The 18,095-nt window shown below is 66.8% G+C and carries 14 protein-coding genes; 7 read left to right on the top strand and 7 right to left on the bottom strand.

What is annotated here, in order from left to right; translation table 11 throughout:
• The first annotated feature begins 128 nt into the window (after window positions 1-128).
• Window positions 129-1,634 (top strand): HD domain-containing phosphohydrolase, encoded by a 1,506-nt coding sequence (locus LK539_RS20105; protein WP_227802839.1) that lies wholly within the window; start codon window positions 129-131, stop codon window positions 1,632-1,634.
• Window positions 1,635-1,804: 170 nt separating this feature from the next.
• Here LK539_RS20105 and LK539_RS20100 read toward each other — a convergent pair whose 3' ends face one another.
• From LK539_RS20100 to LK539_RS20090, 3 genes are all read right to left on the bottom strand, one after another.
• A complete protein-coding gene (locus LK539_RS20100; RefSeq protein WP_227802838.1) occupies window positions 1,805-3,742 on the bottom strand; it encodes a GAF domain-containing sensor histidine kinase in 1,938 nt (645 codons plus the stop codon).
• Between the two features lie 104 nt (window positions 3,743-3,846).
• The gene (locus LK539_RS20095) at window positions 3,847-4,350 is read right to left on the bottom strand and encodes a hypothetical protein (RefSeq protein WP_227802837.1); all 504 of its coding nucleotides are present in this window, start codon (window positions 4,348-4,350) and stop codon (window positions 3,847-3,849) included.
• 90 nt (window positions 4,351-4,440) lie between these two features.
• On the bottom strand, window positions 4,441-4,671 hold the full coding sequence (locus LK539_RS20090; protein WP_227802836.1) for a hypothetical protein: 231 nt from the start codon (window positions 4,669-4,671) through the stop codon (window positions 4,441-4,443).
• Between the two features lie 262 nt (window positions 4,672-4,933).
• Here LK539_RS20090 and LK539_RS20085 point away from each other — a divergent pair, with 262 nt between their 5' ends.
• Together LK539_RS20085 and LK539_RS20080 are read left to right on the top strand one after the other, a co-directional pair.
• On the top strand, window positions 4,934-5,311 hold the full coding sequence (locus tag LK539_RS20085; protein ID WP_227802835.1) for a hypothetical protein: 378 nt from the start codon (window positions 4,934-4,936) through the stop codon (window positions 5,309-5,311).
• Between the two features lie 111 nt (window positions 5,312-5,422).
• On the top strand, window positions 5,423-8,065 hold the full coding sequence (locus LK539_RS20080) for an EAL domain-containing protein (protein WP_227802834.1): 2,643 nt from the start codon (window positions 5,423-5,425) through the stop codon (window positions 8,063-8,065).
• On the opposite strand, the gene LK539_RS20075 is transcribed toward LK539_RS20080, so the two are convergent.
• Window positions 8,062-8,970, bottom strand: coding sequence for a LysR substrate-binding domain-containing protein (locus LK539_RS20075; RefSeq protein WP_227802833.1), 909 nt, complete (start codon window positions 8,968-8,970; stop codon window positions 8,062-8,064). The two genes, LK539_RS20080 and LK539_RS20075, sit on opposite strands and share 4 nt — an antisense overlap.
• A 115-nt stretch (window positions 8,971-9,085) precedes the next feature.
• On the opposite strand from LK539_RS20075, the gene LK539_RS20070 reads away from it, so the two are divergent.
• Window positions 9,086-9,484, top strand: coding sequence for a RidA family protein (locus tag LK539_RS20070; protein ID WP_227802832.1), 399 nt, complete (start codon window positions 9,086-9,088; stop codon window positions 9,482-9,484).
• 5 nt (window positions 9,485-9,489) lie between these two features.
• On the opposite strand, the gene LK539_RS20065 is transcribed toward LK539_RS20070, so the two are convergent.
• Entirely contained in the window at window positions 9,490-9,786 is a 297-nt protein-coding gene (locus LK539_RS20065) for a hypothetical protein (protein WP_227802831.1), read from the bottom strand.
• Complete coding sequence (locus tag LK539_RS20060; protein WP_227802830.1) at window positions 9,783-10,244, bottom strand: hypothetical protein; 462 nt, start codon at window positions 10,242-10,244, stop codon at window positions 9,783-9,785. The genes LK539_RS20065 and LK539_RS20060 overlap by 4 nt, the downstream gene beginning before the upstream one ends.
• 154 nt (window positions 10,245-10,398) lie before the next feature.
• Between LK539_RS20060 and LK539_RS20055 the strand changes: the two genes are divergently transcribed.
• Entirely contained in the window at window positions 10,399-10,920 is a 522-nt protein-coding gene (locus tag LK539_RS20055; RefSeq protein WP_227802829.1) for a hypothetical protein, read from the top strand.
• Window positions 10,921-10,924: 4 nt separating this feature from the next.
• Here the strand turns inward: LK539_RS20055 and queC are convergent, their stop codons facing one another.
• Complete coding sequence (gene queC, locus LK539_RS20050) at window positions 10,925-11,635, bottom strand: 7-cyano-7-deazaguanine synthase QueC (RefSeq protein WP_227802828.1); 711 nt, start codon at window positions 11,633-11,635, stop codon at window positions 10,925-10,927.
• 148 nt (window positions 11,636-11,783) lie between these two features.
• Here queC and LK539_RS20045 point away from each other — a divergent pair, with 148 nt between their 5' ends.
• Both LK539_RS20045 and LK539_RS20040 read left to right on the top strand, forming a co-directional pair.
• Window positions 11,784-13,634 (top strand): autotransporter assembly complex family protein, encoded by a 1,851-nt coding sequence (locus LK539_RS20045; protein ID WP_227802827.1) that lies wholly within the window; start codon window positions 11,784-11,786, stop codon window positions 13,632-13,634.
• Window positions 13,634-18,076, top strand: a complete 4,443-nt coding sequence (locus tag LK539_RS20040) for a translocation/assembly module TamB domain-containing protein (protein WP_227802826.1) — start codon at window positions 13,634-13,636, stop codon at window positions 18,074-18,076. The genes LK539_RS20045 and LK539_RS20040 overlap by 1 nt, the downstream gene beginning before the upstream one ends.
• Window positions 18,077-18,095: the final 19 nt, after the last annotated feature.

Here is an 18,095-nt window from a genome sequence, read left to right as displayed (position 1 = left end):
ACACTTTTAATGTTGCCTGTTGTTAAGGCATGATGGTCGTACTACAATCGATTTGACTTGCGGCTACTTTTTGCTCGATTCCTGCCGCTTGATTGTGCGACTAATCAACCCACGGTAACGGTACCCCTATGTCCTTCCTCTCCAACGCGGCGCCCAAGCTGGCTCCATGGAAAGTCTTGCTGGTCGACGACGAGCCGGATATCCATGACATCACCAAGCTGACCCTGTCCCGTTTCCGCCTCGACGGCCGTGCGCTGAGCTTCGTGCACGCCTACAGCGGCGAAGAAGCCAAGCAGGTATTGGCGCGCGAGAAGGACATCGCGCTGGTGTTCCTGGACGTGGTGATGGAAAGCGAGGACAGCGGCCTGGAAGTGGCGCGCTGGATGCGCCAGGACCTGGACAACCAGTTCACCCGCATCGTGCTGCGCACCGGCCAGCCGGGCCAGGCGCCGGAAGAACGCGTGATCGTCGACTACGACATCAACGATTACAAGGAAAAGACCGAGCTCGATCGCACCAAGCTGTTCACCACTACCTTCGCCGCCCTGCGCGCCTACCGCGACATCATGAAGGTCGAGGAAGCGCGCCGCGCGCAGCAGACCTACCGCGAAGGCCTGGAGCGCGTGATCGCAGCCTCCACCCACATCTTCCAGCAGCGGAACCTGAAGGACTTCGCCAACGGCCTGCTGCAGCAGGTGGTGGCGCTGCTGCGCCTGGAGCAGAGCATGCTGCTGCGCCTGAAGGGCGCGAGCGTGATCACGGGCGAAAGCCAGTACGAAGTGCTGGCCCAGATCGGCGAAATCGAAGGCCACGAGATCGGCCCGGAACTGGTGGCCCAGCTCGACGACGCCCGCCACAACCGCATCTCGCGCCTGCACGGCGACACCTATGTCGGCTACTTCCCGAACAGCAGCGGCAAGGCGTCGCTGCTGGTGCTGAAAGGCGTGGAAGAAATCGCGGAGATCGACGCCCAGCTGCTCGAAGTGTTCTGCTCGGGCGTGGCGATCGCCTTCGACAACATCCTGCTGACCCAGGAAATCACGGACACCCAGGCGGAACTGATCCTGCGCCTGGGCGACGTGGTGGAATCGCGTTCCAACGAAGCCGGCAACCACGTGCGCCGCATGGCCCAGGTCTGCCACCTGCTGGCCCAGGCCTCCGGCATGCCGGAAGACGAGGTCGCGACCCTGATGCACGCGGCGCCGATGCACGACGTGGGCAAGATCGCCACGCCGGACGCGGTGCTGCTCAAGCCGGGACGCCTGACCGAGGAAGAGTGGGAAATCATGAAGCAGCACCCGACCGTGGGCCTGCAGATCCTCGACGGCTCCCAGCGTCCGATCCTGAAGGCCGCCGCCGTGATCGCCCACCAGCACCACGAGAAGTTCGATGGCACCGGCTATCCGCAGGGCCTGAAAGGCGAGAACATCCACCCCTACGCCCGCATCGTGGCGGTGGCCGACGTGTTCGACGCCCTGAGCCACAAGCGCTGCTACAAGGACGCCTGGCCGGCCGAGCAGGTCACCGCCCACCTGCGCGAGGTGGCGGGGCATCACCTGGATCCGTATTACGTGGATCTGCTCATCAAGAATATGGACAAGGCGCTGGAGATCAACGAGGCCTGGCCGGATTGATGGTCCGTACGCCTGCTTGAACCACTAACGGTTGATCCGTCATCCCGGCGCAGGCCGGGATCCAATTCCGTCGCGCGCCACTAGCGCAACCGCAGTCGGTAGGCAGGCAAACTTGGATCCCGGCCTGCGCCGGGATGACGTTTACACGTACGTGGTGGATGGAGGCGTTATCACTTCTTCAACGACCGCGGAAACCGCAGCTGATACTGCAAGCCCTTCCCCGGCTCACTCTCCGCCTTCACCGTCCCACTTAACGCCCCCGTCACCAGGTTGTGCAGGATGTGCGCCCCCAGCCCGCTGCCGCCGGCCCCACGCTTGGTGGTAAAGAACGGATCGAACAGCTTGCCCAGCGTCTCCCGGTCCATCCCCACGCCGTTGTCCGCATAGTCGAACACCACCTGTTCGCCCTCCAGCCGCGCGCGGATCGTGATGCTGCCCGCCTGCTCGCGCTCGAAGCCGTGCAGGAGCGAATTCATGATCATGTTGGTGACGATCTGCGACACCGCGCCCGGCGAGCTGTCCAGCACCAAATCCTTCGGGCAGTCCACTTCGACCTTCACCTTGCGGCCCTTGAACTTCGGCTGCAGCGACAGCAGCACTTCGTTCAGGTAGCTGCACAGATTGAAGTTGCGGATGTCGCCTGAGGACTGGTCCACCGCCACCTGCTTGAAGCTGCGCACCAGGCTGGCCGCACGCTGGGTGTTGGTGGTCATGATGCGCAGCGACTGGTCGACGATGTCGAGGAAAGAGTTCAGGCTGTCCTCGGTCATCTCGCCCGCCGCCAGCTCCTCACGCGTGAGTTTCAATTCCTGCACCAGGTGGCTGGTCGCGGTCACGCAGATGCCGAGCGGAGTATTGATCTCGTGGGCCACGCCCGCCACCAGGCCGCCCAGCGACGCCAGCTTCTCCTGGCGCACCAGTTCCGACTGCGCTTCCTGCAGCTGGTGCAGGGCTTCGTTCAGCGCCGCGTTCTGCGCTTCCAGGGTTTCCTTGGTCTTGCGGATCTTGCGGTCGGCCTGCATGCGTGCGATCGCCACCGCCACGTGGCTGGCCATGAAGGCCAGCAGGTCGAGGTCGGCCTTGGTGTAGACCACCGCCGGATCGTAGCTCTGCACCACCAGCACGCCGTAGGGCTGCTCGTGCACCAGCATCGGCGCGCCCATCCAGCTGGCGATTTCCTGGTTGCCGATCTGCTGCTTGACCAGGCCATTGGCGGCCAGGTGGCGGAAGCTGGTGGCGTCGTGGAGCTGGGCCTGCTTGCTGGTCAAGACATAGGAACACATGCCCTGCCCCAGTGGGAAGCGCTTGACCGGCACCTCGGCGTCCTTCTCGTCCACGAAATACGGAATGCTAATTTCCTGCGTCTCGGGATGGTAGAGGGCGATCAGGAAGTTCCTGGCCACCATCAGCTCGCCGATGATGCGGTGCAGGCTGGTTGTCAGCGCCTCGGTGTCCAGTGCCTGGGCCGACAGGCTGGCGATCTGGTACAGCGCGTGCTGCACCTGTTCGGCGCGGCGGCGCTCGTTGACTTCCACCGCCAGCGCCGCGGTACGTTCCTGCACCGCGCGCTCCAGCCGGTCCATGCTCTGCAGGCCTTGCAGGGCGAACGACACGTGGTGGGCGATCTGCGTGAACAGCGCCTGGTCTTCCTCGCTGTAGGTCACACCCTTCGTATAACTCTGGATGACCATCGCGCCCAGGGCCTGATGGTGCTGGTCGAGCAGGGGCACGCCCATCCAGTGCTCGGCGGCGCTGCCCTGGCCCCACTTCATGCCTTCGCGCTCGCGCGCGTGGAAATCGTCGGCGGTGATCATCAGGCTCTGGCGGTTCACCAGCACCCAGGCAGTGGGCGATTCTTCCGGCGCCCCCAGGGTAATGCGGGTGGCGGCGCCCGGCGTCTCGTCTTCCTCGTCGACGAAGTAGACGAAACGCACCGAACCGTCTTCCTGGTCCGACAGGGCCACATAAAAGTTGGCCGCATACATGATGCGGCCCAGGGCGCGATGCACCGCGCCGATAAATTCGGTGATGTCGCTGCAGGTGGTCGAGAGCTGCCCGATTTCGAGCAGCATCGACTGCACCGCTTCCAGCCTTGCCAGACGATCCATTACTTCCCCAAAGTAATTAAATGCATAGGGGAAATATTAACAGCTCATCCTTGGCGGCCGAAGCCTTATCTTGCAGGCTGTGGCGTCAAGTTCTCACTCTGCATTTACCCGCGGGGGGCGCGAAAATCGTTCTCGATCCAGGCATGGGCCGACGCCGGGGTCAGCTTGAAACTGGCCGACACCCGCACCTTGGCTACCTGCTCGCCCATCTCGTCGGTCGCGGCCAGGATCGCGTAGGGTTCGTCGTCGTCCGGCACGACGTCCAGCGTCACCTTCAGTTCGCCATTCTCGGTCGACACGGTCGTGTTCTTGTGCAGGATGGAATGCAGGTGCTGCTCATGGCGGCGGATCACTTCCGAAGCCGTCTTGATCAGAGTATTGAAGGCGTTGACGTCGAGCGGCTTCGGGTTTTTCTTGTCGCGGCCCATGGTCCAGGGACCGACCAGGGCCGGTTCCGGCTCGCCGTCCTTGTACATGGCGACGGCCCAGCCTTCGTCGTCCTCGTTCTTGATCACGCGCGCGGTCCAGCCGTTGCCCTGCCACAGGCGGGCTTCCTGGACGGGAGCATCCTCGGCGCCGTCGTGCTCGTGTTCGTCGTGCTCGTTCATGGTCGTGTTTCCTTATGCCTCAAAGCAGAGATCATAGAGGAAACCGGCCGCATCAAGAAGCCCGATTCGGCACGGGCGCGCGAGGTTTTTTCAGGCGTAGCGCGGACAGCGCCAGTCCGGCCCGCGCGGCGGGCGCACAGGTGGGCGTACCGGAGTCGGGCGCGGGTCCACGGCGGGAGGCGGCGCCTCCCGGTTGAAGGGATTGATGATGATCGGCGGAATGGTCGGCGGCGCCGAGGGTGGGCCTTTGGGGCCGCTGTTGGCCAATGCAGGATGCAGAACGGCCAGGTGGTCCCCCAATGGTTGGTTGACAGCGTGCATAGGATCCCCCTGCTTTCAGAACAGGCTGTCAGTATAGGAAAGGATATGCCCAATGCAAGGGCAAATCGACCACCTTTGTTGCCTCCTGGTTGCAGGTTGCGGAATGCCACTTATCGCATCTGCACGCGGCCCGGCGCGCCAAACATGCAGTCTGTCGCAAAGCGATGGCTGGTCTGGCGGCCTGCGCTTACAGTTCAACCATACCGAAACAAATGCGCGCAACGAAACGCGCATAACACACCCCCTAGAAGAGAGGCCTGCCATGAAAAACTTTGCCAAGATCGTCATCCTGTTCCTGATTGCCCTGCTGCTGTGGGACCTGGCTGTCGACAGCTCGGACTTCATGAACTTCAGCATCGACGGCGAGGAAGTCGGCGGCCCGCTGGGCGCCGTGCTGGGACTGCTGTTCGCAGGCGGCGGCGTGATCATCGCGGGTGTCGTGGTGCTGGTCGTGAGCGTGGTGCTGGCCGTGGTGTTTGCCGGCGTCGGCGTGATCCTGCTCGGCACCCTGGGCGTGGCGGCGGTCGCCGTCGCCCTGGCGATCTCGCCGCTGCTGCTGCCGCTGCTGGTGCCGGTCGCGATCATCTGGTACCTGGTGGCCCGCAGCCGCAAGAGCCGCGTCGCAGCGCCTGCCGCCTGATCCCGCAACACTTCTTCCAGAACGGCCGGGACTTCCCCGGCCGTTTTCACATGTGTGGCCATGCGCAACAGGTAAAATCGGCACACGACCATCCCCGGCAGGCTCCGCAGCATGCAAGTCCCGTCCCAACCCACCGTGCGCAGCATCCGGCCGACTCCGCTGTCGCGGCTGGTAATCGTCACGGCGGGACTGATCGCGGCGCTCGGCATGGTCACCGGCGCCATGCTGTACGACAGCTACCGGGACGCGCTGCGCGAGGAACAGATTACGCTGCGCAACGTGGCGATCGCGTTTGCCGCCCAGACCGCAAGCGTGGTGCAGGCAATCGACAGCGCCGCCCGCCAGTCCGCCCACATCCTGCTGCGGCGCGACGGCGGGCCGGTGCCGGGCCTGGCCGACGGCCGGGACGGCCTGACCCACCGTTACCTGTTGCGCGTGCTGCTGTTCGACAACGCCGGGCGCCAGTTGGGCAGCCTGCTGCCAGCCGGCGAACACCGCGCCCTGCCGCCCCTGCCCGCAGCGCCCGCGCCGGACGCGCGGCGCCACATCACCATCTCGAACATCGACCGCGCCAGCGGCCACGGCATCCTGAATTTCATCATGCCGGCGCGCGAACGCGACGGCCGCCGCATCGGCACCCTGGTGGCGCAGGTGGACTCGCAAGGCTTCGAACGCCTGTACAACCTGGTCGAACTCGGCACCGGCGGCTCGGTCACCCTTCTGCACCGCGACGGTACCATGCTGGTGCGCGGCCCGGCATTCCCGGATGGGATCGGCCGCTCCTTTGCCGACACACCCCTGTTCCGCGAGCAGCTGCCGCGCGCTGCCCGCGGCAGCTTTACGGCGATCAGCCCGATCAACGGCGTTCCCGGCCTGTACGGTTATGACACGGTGGAAGGCGCCGATCTGGTGATCATCACCGGCATGGCGCGCCACGTGGCGCTGGCCGGCTGGTACGGGCGCCTGTGGACCGCGCTCGCCTTTTATCTGCTGCTGGCGGCGGTGCTGTCGCTGCTGGCCTGGCGCGTGGCGCGCGACACCCGCCGTCAGTTCGGGCTGATCGACATGGTGTCCGCCAGCGAGGCGCGCCTCGGCAAGAGCTTCGACTACCTGGCGTCAATCGTGAACGCGGTCGGCGCGCCGATCTGGGTGCTGGACGGCGCGCGCCGCATCGTGCTGGCCAACGAGGCCTTCGCGCGCCTGGTCGGGCGAGCGCGCGAGAGCCTGCCCGGGCTGGACGAGCGCGCCGTGCTGCCCGGCGCCGAGGAACGCGAGCGCCGCTACGAGGCGGTGCTGGCGCACGGCGGCACCCTGGATGCGACTGGCACCATGCGGGACGGCAGCGGCGAGAGCCGCACCGTGATCCAGCTCACTTCGCGCCTGGCGGGAGAGGACGGCCAGGCCCACCTGGTCAACGTGCTGACCGATATCACCGAGCGCGAGCGCGCCGAGGCGCGTCTGGCCTGGCTGGCCGAGTTCGACGCCATTACCGGCCTGCCGAACCAGGCCCAGTTCTGGCGCCTGCTGGAAGCACGCATCGCTGCCTGCGCCGGCGGCGGGCGCGAATTGGCGGCGGTCGCGCTGGTGCTCGAACGCCTGCACGAGATCGTCGACCTGCTCGGCCACGATGCCGGCGACCGCGCACTGCGCCAGGTGGCGGACCTGCTGCGCGGCGCCGCGGGCGACGGCGCGGTGGCGGCGCGCATCCGCGGCGCCGAATTCGCCTTCGTGCTCGACGCCGGCGGCGGGCGCCCGGACGTGGAGCGCTTCGCCCTGCAGCTGCACGCGCTGATGTCCGCCCCGCTGCCGGTGGACGGGCACGACTTCTTCCTCGGTCCCGTACTGGGCGTGGCCCTGTTCCCGCACGATGGGCGCAATGCGGACGAACTGTATCGCAGCGCCCAGGGCGCGGCCAGCGGCGCCGGGATCGAAGTCGAGGACGCGGTGCACTTCTTTTCGGCCAGCCGCCATACCGAGCTCGGTCAGCGCCTGACGCTCGAAGCCCAGCTGCGCCGCGCTCTCGAACGCGGCGAGATGCGCCTGGTGTACCAGCCCAAGGTCACGGTGTTTGGTGAGCAGGTGGTCGGCTTCGAAGCCCTGCTGCGCTGGAACAGCCCGCAACTGGGCGCGGTGTCGCCGACGCAGTTCATCCCGATCGCCGAGCGCACCGGGCTGATCATCCCGATCGGCGCCTGGGTGCTGGAACAGGCCTGCCGCCAGATGGGAGAGTGGGCCGGGCAGCTCGGGCGGCCGGTGAAGGTGGCGGTCAACCTGTCGCCGCGCCAGCTGTACCAGAAGTCGCTGCTGGAGACGGTGCGGCGCTGCCTGGCGCAGTACCGGGTCCCGCCAGGCTCCCTGGAACTCGAGATCACCGAGACCGCCCTGATGAGCCGCGAAAAGGAGGTCGACCGCCTGCTGCACGAAATCCGCGCGCTCGGGGTGGATCTCGCGATCGACGATTTCGGCACTGGTTACTCCAGCCTGGCTTACCTGAAGCGCTTCCCGGTGTCGCGCCTGAAAGTGGACCGGGCGTTCGTGCGCGACCTCGGCCGCGAAGAGGACAGCGCCGCCATCGCGCTCTCGATCGTCAACCTGGCGCGCGGCCTGAAGCTGAAGGTGGTAGCCGAGGGCGTCGAGACGGAAAGCCAGCTGGCCGTGCTGCGCGAGATGGCATGCGACGAGTACCAGGGGTTCCTGTTCAGCGAGCCGCTGGAAGCAGATGCGGTGCCTGCGCTGTTTGCCAAGAGTGGCTAGGCCTTTGTGCGTGGTGCGTGCACAGCCATCAGCTCAATCACCCAGTCGATGAACACGCGCAGCCCCTTGCTCAGGTAGCGGTTCGGCGCATAAGCCACGTAGAGCGGCATCGGGTCGATCGCCCAATCCGCGAACAGGCGCACCAGAGCGCCGCTGGCCACGTGCTCGCGCGCCATGTAGTCCGGCAGCCAAAGCGCGCCCAGGCCGGACAGGCCCGCCGTCAGGTAGGCATTGCCGTCGTCGATGGTTAGAATCGAGCGTCCTGCGATCTTGACGCTCTCCCCTCCCCGGTGCATGGCATAGGGCAGCCCGTTGGTCCAGCGGTAGCGCACGATGCGGTGGCGCGGGTCCTGCAGTTCCAGCGGATGCGCGGGCAGGCCGGCCTGCGCCAGGTAGGCAGGCGCCGCATACACGCCCAATTGCAGGTCGCCGACGTGGCGCGCGACCAGCGAGCCGTCCGTGATCTCGCCGCCGCGTACGACGCAGTCGACCCGGTCGCCGATCAGGTCGACCTTGCGGTCGCTGGCGCCCAGGTCGAACGCGATGTCCGGATAGCGTGCGTGGAAATCAGGCAGGGCCGGCACCAGGATCATGTTGGCGAAGGGACTGGGCACGTCCACGCGCAGCAGGCCGCGCGGCGCCGGCGAGGAACCGGGCAGGTTGTTTTCGATGTCGTCGAGGTCGGCCAGCAGGCGCACCACGCGCTCGTAATAGGCGGCGCCATCGACCGTGACGCTGACCTTGCGCGTGGTGCGGTTGAGCAGCCGCAGGCGCAGGTGGGCTTCCAGCTGCTGCACCAGCTGGGTGATGCTGGTGCGGCTCATGCCCAGGGTCTCGGCTGCCCTGGTAAAGCTGCCCGCCTCCACCACCCGCACGAACGCCCGCATGCCGTCGAACCTGTCCACTATCTGCTCCCTCCTGAATTATCCGGATTATACAAATAGTGCTGTAACGATTCTCCTGTTTATCGCAACAAAGCGCCGCGCTAGAGTAAGTGCATTCACCACCAAGGAGTTGAGCATGCAAGTTCGTGACGTCGTGTTTCCCGCGGGCCGCCAGGCCCTGTATGAAAAGAACCGCTATTCGCCAGCCGTGCGCTCCGGCGGCTTCCTGTTCGTGTCCGGCCAGGTCGGCAGCCGGGAGGACGGCTCGCCCGAGCCCGAACTCGAAGCACAAGTGCGGCGCGCCTTCGCGAACCTGAATGCAGTGCTGGCGGCGGCCGACTGCAGTTTCGCCGACGTGGTCGACGTGACGGTCTTCATCGTCGATCCCGAGTCGAAGTTCGAACGCATCTGGAGCGTGGCGCAGGAATACTGGGGCGAGGCGCCCTACCCCAACGTGACGGCGGTCGGCGTGACCTGGCTGTACGGCTTCCAGTTCGAGATCAAGGTGGTGGCGAAGCTGCCGGCCACGGCCTGACGCCCTTAGTCATCCGGCGATAGATCATCACTGGCGGCGCGGTCATCCTCGCGCAGGTCGTTGCTGCCGAAGCCGAGATCCTGGACATGGTCGACCGGAGACGACCTGGCCGGGGGCAGGTCCTCGCGCGCCATGTACAGCACCACCCAGGCGCCGGCGACGGGAAGCAGCACGACCAGCGCCAGCTGGATCCAGCGCTGGCCGGCGTCGTAGAACGGCGATCTGAACAGCTTCCACGCAGCCCAGGCGTCGAGCAGCAGCACCGCGGCGCAGAGAGCGAGCAGGACCGACATCGCACTCACCAGACACAGGTGTTACGCAGCACACGCATCTCGAATCCGCGTTCGTAGTTCGACACCATGTAGCCGCAGCCGTAGGTCTTGACGAAGATACGCAGCCGGTAAGGCCTGCCACGCAGGGTGAGTGTGTGGTCGAGCCATCCCTGGTAATAGGGATCTGTTATGCGGCAACGTTCAAAGACCCCGTCGCTTCGCGACTCGAGCCACACGCGCCGGGACGGGTCGGTGTACAGGTTCAGCTGGACGGGATGACGGTCGATGAGCAAGTCCAGGCGCTGTTCGGTCAGCCGCAAGCGCGCGAGCATGACGACAAGGACGACGGTCATCATGAGCAGGACGACGATGTCCTGGTTCCACAGTTTCTGCAGCCAGATGCCGGCGACCAGGACGCCGAGCAAACGCAGCCACTTGATCCAGCCCTTCCATTGACCGTCCGGCTCGCCCGTACTCACATTGCTCATGCCCGCCTTTATCGCCAAGATCCGAGGCAGTTTAGAACGTAAATATCCACACGGCAATACATCCCGCATATTCAGGAAGGTGAGGATTGGCGCACTTTCAGCAGGCTTTCTTTGGCATCATGGGAGCTACCCCAACGGTTCAAGGTGCCACGTCATGAAATGCTTCGCACGTTCCCTGCTGCTATCCCTTTTTGTCTTCACTGCCGCGGCCCCGGCCTTGGCCTGCGCCGTCCTGTCGCCCGAACAGGTCGCCCAGAAGCGCAAGGAAGGGCTGGAAACGATGAAGAAGGACGTGCGCGCGCTGATGGACGAGGCCGACCAGGTGTTCATCGGCTACCTGGGCAAGCTCACCTATCGTGTGGAAACCCGCGAGCCGGAGGCGCGCTTTCCCAATATCGTGCACGTGAACCAGGCCCACTTCCGCAACGTGCAGCAGATCAAGGGAGCGTACAAGGACGACCAGCCGCTCGAATTCGTCACTAGCCAGACCAGGATCGTGGTCGGTTGCGGCTACCGGGACATCCGCGACAGCAACCCAGGCGATCACGGCGCCGGCGAAACCTTTCTCGTCTACGCCAAGGACGGCAAGATCCTCAGGACCAGCCTCCTGCCCCATGCCCCGGTCGGCCTGATGGACGGCCAGCAGGAAGCCGACTTCCTGCGCACCGCCCAGTAAAGTTTCAGGTGCCCTTGTTCGCCACGTACTGCTCGTAGCCACGCGCCCGCAGCGCGCAGGCCGGGCAAGTGCCGCAACCGTGGCCCCAGGGATGGGCGGCGCCGCGTTCGCCCAGGTAGCAGGTGTGGGTGTCGAAGCGGATCAGGTCCACCAGCGCAGCGCCGCCGCAATCCTCGGCCAGCTGCCAGGTCTGGGACTTATCGATCCACATCAGCGGCGTCTCGACCTTCAGGCGCGTCGCCATGCCCAGGTTCAGCGCCACCTGCAGCGCCTTCATGGTGTCGTCGCGGCAGTCCGGATAACCGGAGAAATCGGTCTCGCACATGCCGCCCACCAGCACGTTCAGGCCGCGGCGGTAGGCCACGGTGGCAGCCACCGTCATGAACAGCAGGTTACGTCCCGGTACAAAAGTATTCGGCAAGCCGTTTTCCTGCATCGCGATGGCCACGTTGCTGGTCAGGGCCGTATCCGAGATCTTCGAGATCAGGCCGAGGTCAATCATGTGGTCCTCGCCCAGGCGCGCATCCCACTCCGGGTTCAGGGCGCGCATCTTTGCCAGCAGCGTCGGGCGCACCTCCAATTCGATGGCGTGGCGCTGGCCGTAGTCGAAGCCGATCGTCTCCACGCGCGCATAGCGCTGCAGCGCCCACGCGAGGCAAGTGGTGGAATCCTGGCCGCCGCTGAAGAGGACGAGCGCGGTGTCATTCGTTTGCATGATCGGAAGTCGTTAGGGAAGAAACGGCGAATTCTGGCATAAAACAAGGCTACACGTACACTGTCCGCCCCCGCACGGCTGGGCTTAGCGTCCGTCATCGTTTTTGCCAATCCGTTAAGATTGCAATGAACCTTTTCGTCGGAGTACCATGTTTCCTGCAAGATCGATCCCGCGCCGTTTGCGTCCCCTGCCCCGCCTGCTCGCAGGCCTTGGCGCGCTGGTATTTGCCACGGCATTGCATGCCCAGGGGATCGATTACCAGGTGCGCATCGACGCCCCGCGCCAGATCGAAAACATGCTCGAGGAAAACCTCGACCTGATGCGCTGGCGCGGCAATCCGCGCGTGGATATGGAACAGCTGCAGCGCCTGGTCAAGGAAGCGCCGGAACAGGCCAAGACTTTCATCGCCACCGAAGGATATTATTCGCCCAAGATTTCCGCCGGCCTCGACACCAGCGGCCCGCGCCCGGTGGCGCGCGTCATCGTCGATCCGGGCCCGGCCACGGTGGTCGGCGACGTCGACCTGGTGCTGCAGGGCTTCGCGCCCATCGACAAGGGCAGCGCGCCCTTCGACGCCGGCGCCCTGCGCCAGCGCTGGCAGCTGCCGGTAGGAAGCCGCTTCCGCCAGGCCGACTGGGAAGCGGCCAAGCGCGAGCTGCTGCGGGAAGTGGCGCAGACGCGCTTTCCGCGCGCACGCCTGGTCGAGACCAGCGCCACCGTCGATCCGGAAGAGCAGCGCGCCCTGCTGCACGTCGTCATCGACAGCGGACCCGAGATGCGTTTCGGCGAGCTGCGCATCCGCGGCCTGAAGCGCTATCCGCGCGAAGTCATCACCAACCTGAACAAGATCAATCCGGGCGACGAATACAGCGAGGCGGCGCTGCAGGCCCTGCAGTCGCGCCTGCAGGACACCGGCTACTTCAGCAGCGTGGAAGTGAGCGCCGACCTGCGCGCCGTGCTCAATGCCGAGATCCAGGACCTGAAGGACGGCGACAACGACACCGACGGCAACCCGGCCACGCCGGAACCGCCCACCGGCCCCACGGTGCTGCCGGTGCTGGTGCGCGTCACCGAGAACCTGCGCAAGAACGTCGAGGTCGGCCTCGGCTTCTCGACCGACACCGGCGCCCGCGCCCAGGCCAGCTACGACGACCTGAACGTGCTCGGCAAGCGCATGAAGTCCGACCTGATCTACGAACAGAAGCGGCAGACCGCGCGCGTCGACTTCTTCTGGCCGACCACGCCCAAGGGCTACAACGACAGCGTCGGCGCCGGCGTCGAGCGCAACGACGTGCGCGGCGAGATCACCACGCTGGCGACCATCGCGGCGCGCCGCCAGTGGGGCACGCCGCTGCTGGAACGCAGCCTGACGCTGGAAGCCCTGGTCGAGAAGCGCGAAGTGCCGCCGAAGGAGCCGACCACCACGCGCAGCGTGCCGCTCACCTACAGCATCACCAAGCGAAAGCTCGATAGCCTGATCCAGCCGACCAACGGCTACGTGCTGCAGGGCCAGCTGGGCGGCGCCCTGCTGCCGATCCTGACTGACGAAAAATTCCTGCGCCTGTACACGCGCGCCCAGATGTTCAAGCCGCTGGGCGAGGCCGGCACCCTGGTCCTGCGCGGCGAATTCGGCGCGGTGGCGGCCAAGGAAAAGCTGGGCGTGCCCTCCACCTTCCTGTTCCGCGCCGGCGGCGACCAGTCGGTGCGCGGCTACGGCTACCGCGAACTGGGCGTGCGCGAGAACGGCGCCATCGTCGGCGGCAAATACCTCATTACCGCCAGCGCCGAATACCAGTACTACTTCCGTCCGCCCTGGGGCGTGGCCGTGTTCTACGACGCCGGCAACGCCGCCGACAAGGTGGGCGACCTGAAACCGAAATCCGGCTTTGGCGTCGGCGCGCGCTGGCGCAGCCCGGTCGGCCCGATCAACGTCGACCTGGCCTATGGCCACGCCGTCAAGAAAGCGCGCCTGCACTTCTCCCTGGGATTCACCTTCTGATGGACACGAACGACACTTCCCCGGACAAGACCTCGGACCCGGCGCCTGCGCACAAGGCGCGGCGCTGGCCGCGCCGCGTCGCCATCGGCCTGGTTGCCACCGGCGTGATCGTCGGCGGCACGCTCTGGTACCTGGGCCGCGAAACCACGCTGCAGATGATCGCCCAGCGCGTGGCCGCCTCCACCGGCGGCAAGCTCACGCTCACCGGCGTCTCCGGTTCGCTGTACGGCACGATGCACATCGAGCGCATCGTCTGGCGCACCGACGAGCAGCTCATGATCGCCAACAAGATCGACCTGCGCTGGTCGCCGGCGCAGATCGTTTCGCGCGGCATCCTGGTGAACAGCCTGCACGCGGCCAGCCTGCGCATGGAGACGCTCAAGGAAACCGAGGAACGCTCGCCGATGCCGGCCACGCTGGCGCCGCCCTTCCCGGTCTCGATCGACGACGCGCGCCTGAACCAAGCGGTCTTCGTGAGCAAGGGCGCGGAAACGCGCATCGACAACATCCGCCTGCGCCTGGAGGGCAGCAAGCAGCGTTGGCAGGTACGCGACGCCGCCGCCGTGACGCCCTGGGGCGATGTAGCGGCAAACGGCAGCATCGGCGCCCAGCGCCCGTTCAAGCTGGATGCCACAGCCAGCCTGACCCAGTCGCAGGCGAAAGCCGGCGCGAGGGCTGCCCAGCTGCGCCTGAAGGTTGGCGGCGACCTGGAGACCACCCTGGTCGACGCCACCGGCCAGGCCGGCCGCGCCGTGGGCGACGCCCACTTCGCACTCTCGCCCTATGCCGAGATTCCGCTGCGCGAGATGCGCATCAATGGCCGTAATGTCGACCCGGGCTTCTTCAACCCCTCGCTACCGACCGCCGACCTGACCTTCGCCATCGCCGGCAAGCTCGATGCGAATCGCAACATCAGCGGCAGCGTCAACATCACCAACGACGGCCCGGAAGGCACGATCGACCAGCAGCGCCTGCCCCTGCGCAGCATGCGCGGGCAACTGGGCGGCAACCTGAATGCGCTGCAGGTGTCCGACGTGCTGATGGACTTCGGCGCCGCCGGCCGCTTTACCGGTACCGGCGGGGTCCAGCGCGACAAGGATGAGGAGGGCCTCGGCACCGCGCGCTTCACGCTGCACACCGACCGCTTCGACCTGAAGGGCATCTACGGCAGCATGAAGCCGACCGCGATCCGCGGCGATATCCAGGTGACGAACGCCGGCGAGGTCCAGACCCTGCAGGCCAACCTGGCGGACAAGGCGCTGCGCCTGGCCGCGCTGGCGACGCTGGAGAAGAACGTCGTCACGGTGCGCGAAGCACGCTTGTCGAGCGGCGGCAGCCGTGTCGACGTCACCGGCAACATGAACCTGCTGGAAGACAAAGCCTTCAAGGCCAGCGCCATGGCGAGCCGCTTCAACCCGGCCGACTTCGGCGACTTCCCGGACGCCGACATCAATGCCAATGTGAACGTCGCCGGCGCCCTGGCGCCAGCCTGGCGCGTGGACGCCGACTTTGCCGTGCGCCGCAGCCGCTTGATGAACCAGGCGCTGTCGGGCGAAGGCAAGCTGCATGCGGACGCCAAGCGCATCAGCGGCATCGATGCCGACCTGGCATTGGGACAGAATACCGTGGCCCTGAACGGCGCCTTTGGCGGCGCGGGCGACAAGCTGCAGTGGCGCCTGGACGGCCGCCAGCTGTCGGCCGTGCGCAGCGACCTGTATGGCGCCGTCACGGCCAGCGGCGTCGCCACCGGCACCATGGCTGCGCCCCGCACCACCTTCGAGGTCAACGCCAACAACCTCGGCTGGGTCGCGGCCCAGCGCAAGAATGCCAACGGCAGCCTGCGCGCGAGCGGCGAAGCCTGGCTGGCCGGCAGCGACAATGCGCGCTTCGTCGAAGCGAAGGTCAGCGGCACCGCCCAGCGCTTCAACCCGGCCGCCTTCGGCTCGCCCCTGGCCGGCGCGATCAACGGCGCCTTCGACGCCAGCGGCCGCAGCGGCGCCGACTGGCGCGGCGCGCTCGACCTGCGGGTGCAGGACTCGACCTTGTCGAACTCCCCTCTGTGGGGCCATGCAAAGCTGACGGCCGACCGCCGCCACGTGTCGAACGCCGACGTCGACCTGCACGTCGGCGCCAACGTGGTTGCCGCCAAGGGCAGCTTCGGCGCGGGCAACGACCGGCTGGGCTGGCGCATCGACGCGCCGCAGCTGGCCGCCCTCGGCCCTGATTTCGCCGGCGTGCTGCGCGGCCAGGGCAGCCTGTCCGGCACCATGGACACGCCTTCGCTCACCGCAGCGCTGGAAGGCCAGAACCTGCGCCTGCTCGGCACCCACAGCATCCGCGCGCTGCGCGCGAATGCCAACCTCGGCTCGGGACGCGGCGCGCGCGATGCGCTGGCGAGCGATATCCAGATCACCGAGTATGTGAGCGGCGACACCCGCGTCGCTTCGGCCAGCTTGAAAACCGAAGGCACGCGCGGCGCCCACACCCTGCGCGCGGCCGCCGTCGGCGACGCATTCGACGCCAATGTCGAGGTGCGCGGAGGCTGGACCGGCGACACCTGGAGCGGCACGCTGGCTGCCCTGCAGAACCGCGGCCGCTATGCGATGTCGCTGCAGGCCCCGGTCCCGCTGCGCATCAGCGGTGCCAAGGGAAGCGGCGTGATGGGCCTGGCCAAGCCGGAAACCCTGGCCTTCAACGGCGCCGTGATCCGCCTGCCGGCCGGCAGCATCACCGTCGATTCCCTCGTCAAGAATGGCTCGCGCTGGAACAGCCGCGGCCACGCGGACAACGTACCGCTCACCTACCTGGCGCAGTTCTCGCCCGCGATCCGCGACAACGCGCGCGGCGACCTGACCCTGGGCGCGCAATGGGCGCTCGACCTGCGCACGGCGACGGCCACCGGCGGCGCCCCGGCGCTGGACGGCATGGTCCACGTGTTCCGCGAAAAAGGCGACGTCATCGCCGGCAGCGACCAGCCAGTCCCGCTCGGCCTGCGTACCCTGGATGCGCGCGCCAATGTGCAGGGCGGCGCGCTGCGCGTGGCCGTCAACCTGGACGGCACCCGTACCGGCAGCGCAAAACTGGACGGCAGCGCCCAGCTGCTGCAGGGGCGCCTAGACCGCGATAGCCCGATGCGCATGCGCCTGGATGCGAACATGGGCTCGATCGCCTGGCTGGCGTCCTTCGCCGGCCAATCGGGCCTGGAACTGGACGGCGCGCTGCGCCTGGCAGTCCAGGGTTCCGGCACCATCGGCAACCCGCGCCTGGACGGCAGCGTGCAGGGCGACCGGCTCGCGGTGCGCTGGCCGGAGCAAGGCGTGCGCCTGCAGAACGGCGAACTGCGCGCGGGCCTGGCCGGCGACCAGCTGCAGCTGCAGCGCCTGTACTTCCAGGGCCGCCAGGGCAGCGCGTCCGCCGAAGGCTCGCTGCGATTTTCCAGCGGCCTGGCCGCGGCCGACCTGCGCCTGACCCTCGATAAACTGGAAGCCCTGTCGCGCCCCGACCGCACCGTGGTCCTGAGCGGCAAGGCCTCGCTGGTGCGCGATGCCGAGCGTTTTGCGCTGGAAGGCAATGTGCGCGCCGACCGCGCCCTGATCGAATTCGCGCCCCAGGGCCGCCCGACCATGTCGGACGACGTGATCGTGCTGGGCCAGGGCGGCGCCAAGCCGGTCCCGTCGAACAAGAAGGAAGAACTGCCGCTTACCGTCGACCTGCGCGCCGACCTGGGCGAAGAGTTCCGCCTGCGCGGCCTCGGCATCGACGCCACGCTGGCCGGCAACGTCCGCGTGCGCAAGGTCGGCGCAGGCGCGCCGCGCGTGAACGGCACCATCCGCGCGGTCGAAGGCAACTACGCTGCCTATGGCCAGAAGCTGGCGATCGAACGCGCCGTCATCACCTTCAGCGGCCCCTACGACAACCCGGCGCTCGACGTGCTTGCGGTGCGCCGCCGGCCAGAGGGCGAGCAGCTGTCCGAGACCAATGTCGAAGCGGGCGTGCAGGTGCGCGGCACGGCGCAGTCGCCGCAGGCGCGGCTGGTGTCGACCCCGAACGTGCCGGACAGCGAGAAACTGTCCTGGCTGGTGCTGGGTCACGGCATGGAAGGCACGAGCGGCAACGAGAAGGACGTGCTGGCGGCCGCTGCCGGCGCCCTGCTCGGCGGCAAGGGCGGCACCGGCGGCATCACTCAGAAGCTGGCCACCTCGCTCGGCGTGGACGAACTGGGCCTGAAGCAGGCCAACGGCACCGCAACCGGCCTGGAAAGCACGGTGGTCACGGTCGGCAAGCGCATCTCTTCGCGCGCCTACCTCAGCTTCGAGCAGGGCGCGACCACGGCTTCGAGCCTGGTGCGCCTGCGCTACAAGTGGAGCCCGAAGATCACGCTGCAGTTCCAGACCGGCACCAACACCGCGCTGGACGTGCTGTACTCCTGGGCCTTCGATTGATGAAGCTGGGCTAATCCTT

This window comes from Massilia sp. IC2-476, assembly GCF_020707295.1.
Lineage (GTDB): Bacteria > Pseudomonadota > Gammaproteobacteria > Burkholderiales > Burkholderiaceae_D > Telluria.
Note: the sequence above shows the minus strand (reverse complement) of the source record. Positions and strands in the feature narration are given on the sequence as shown.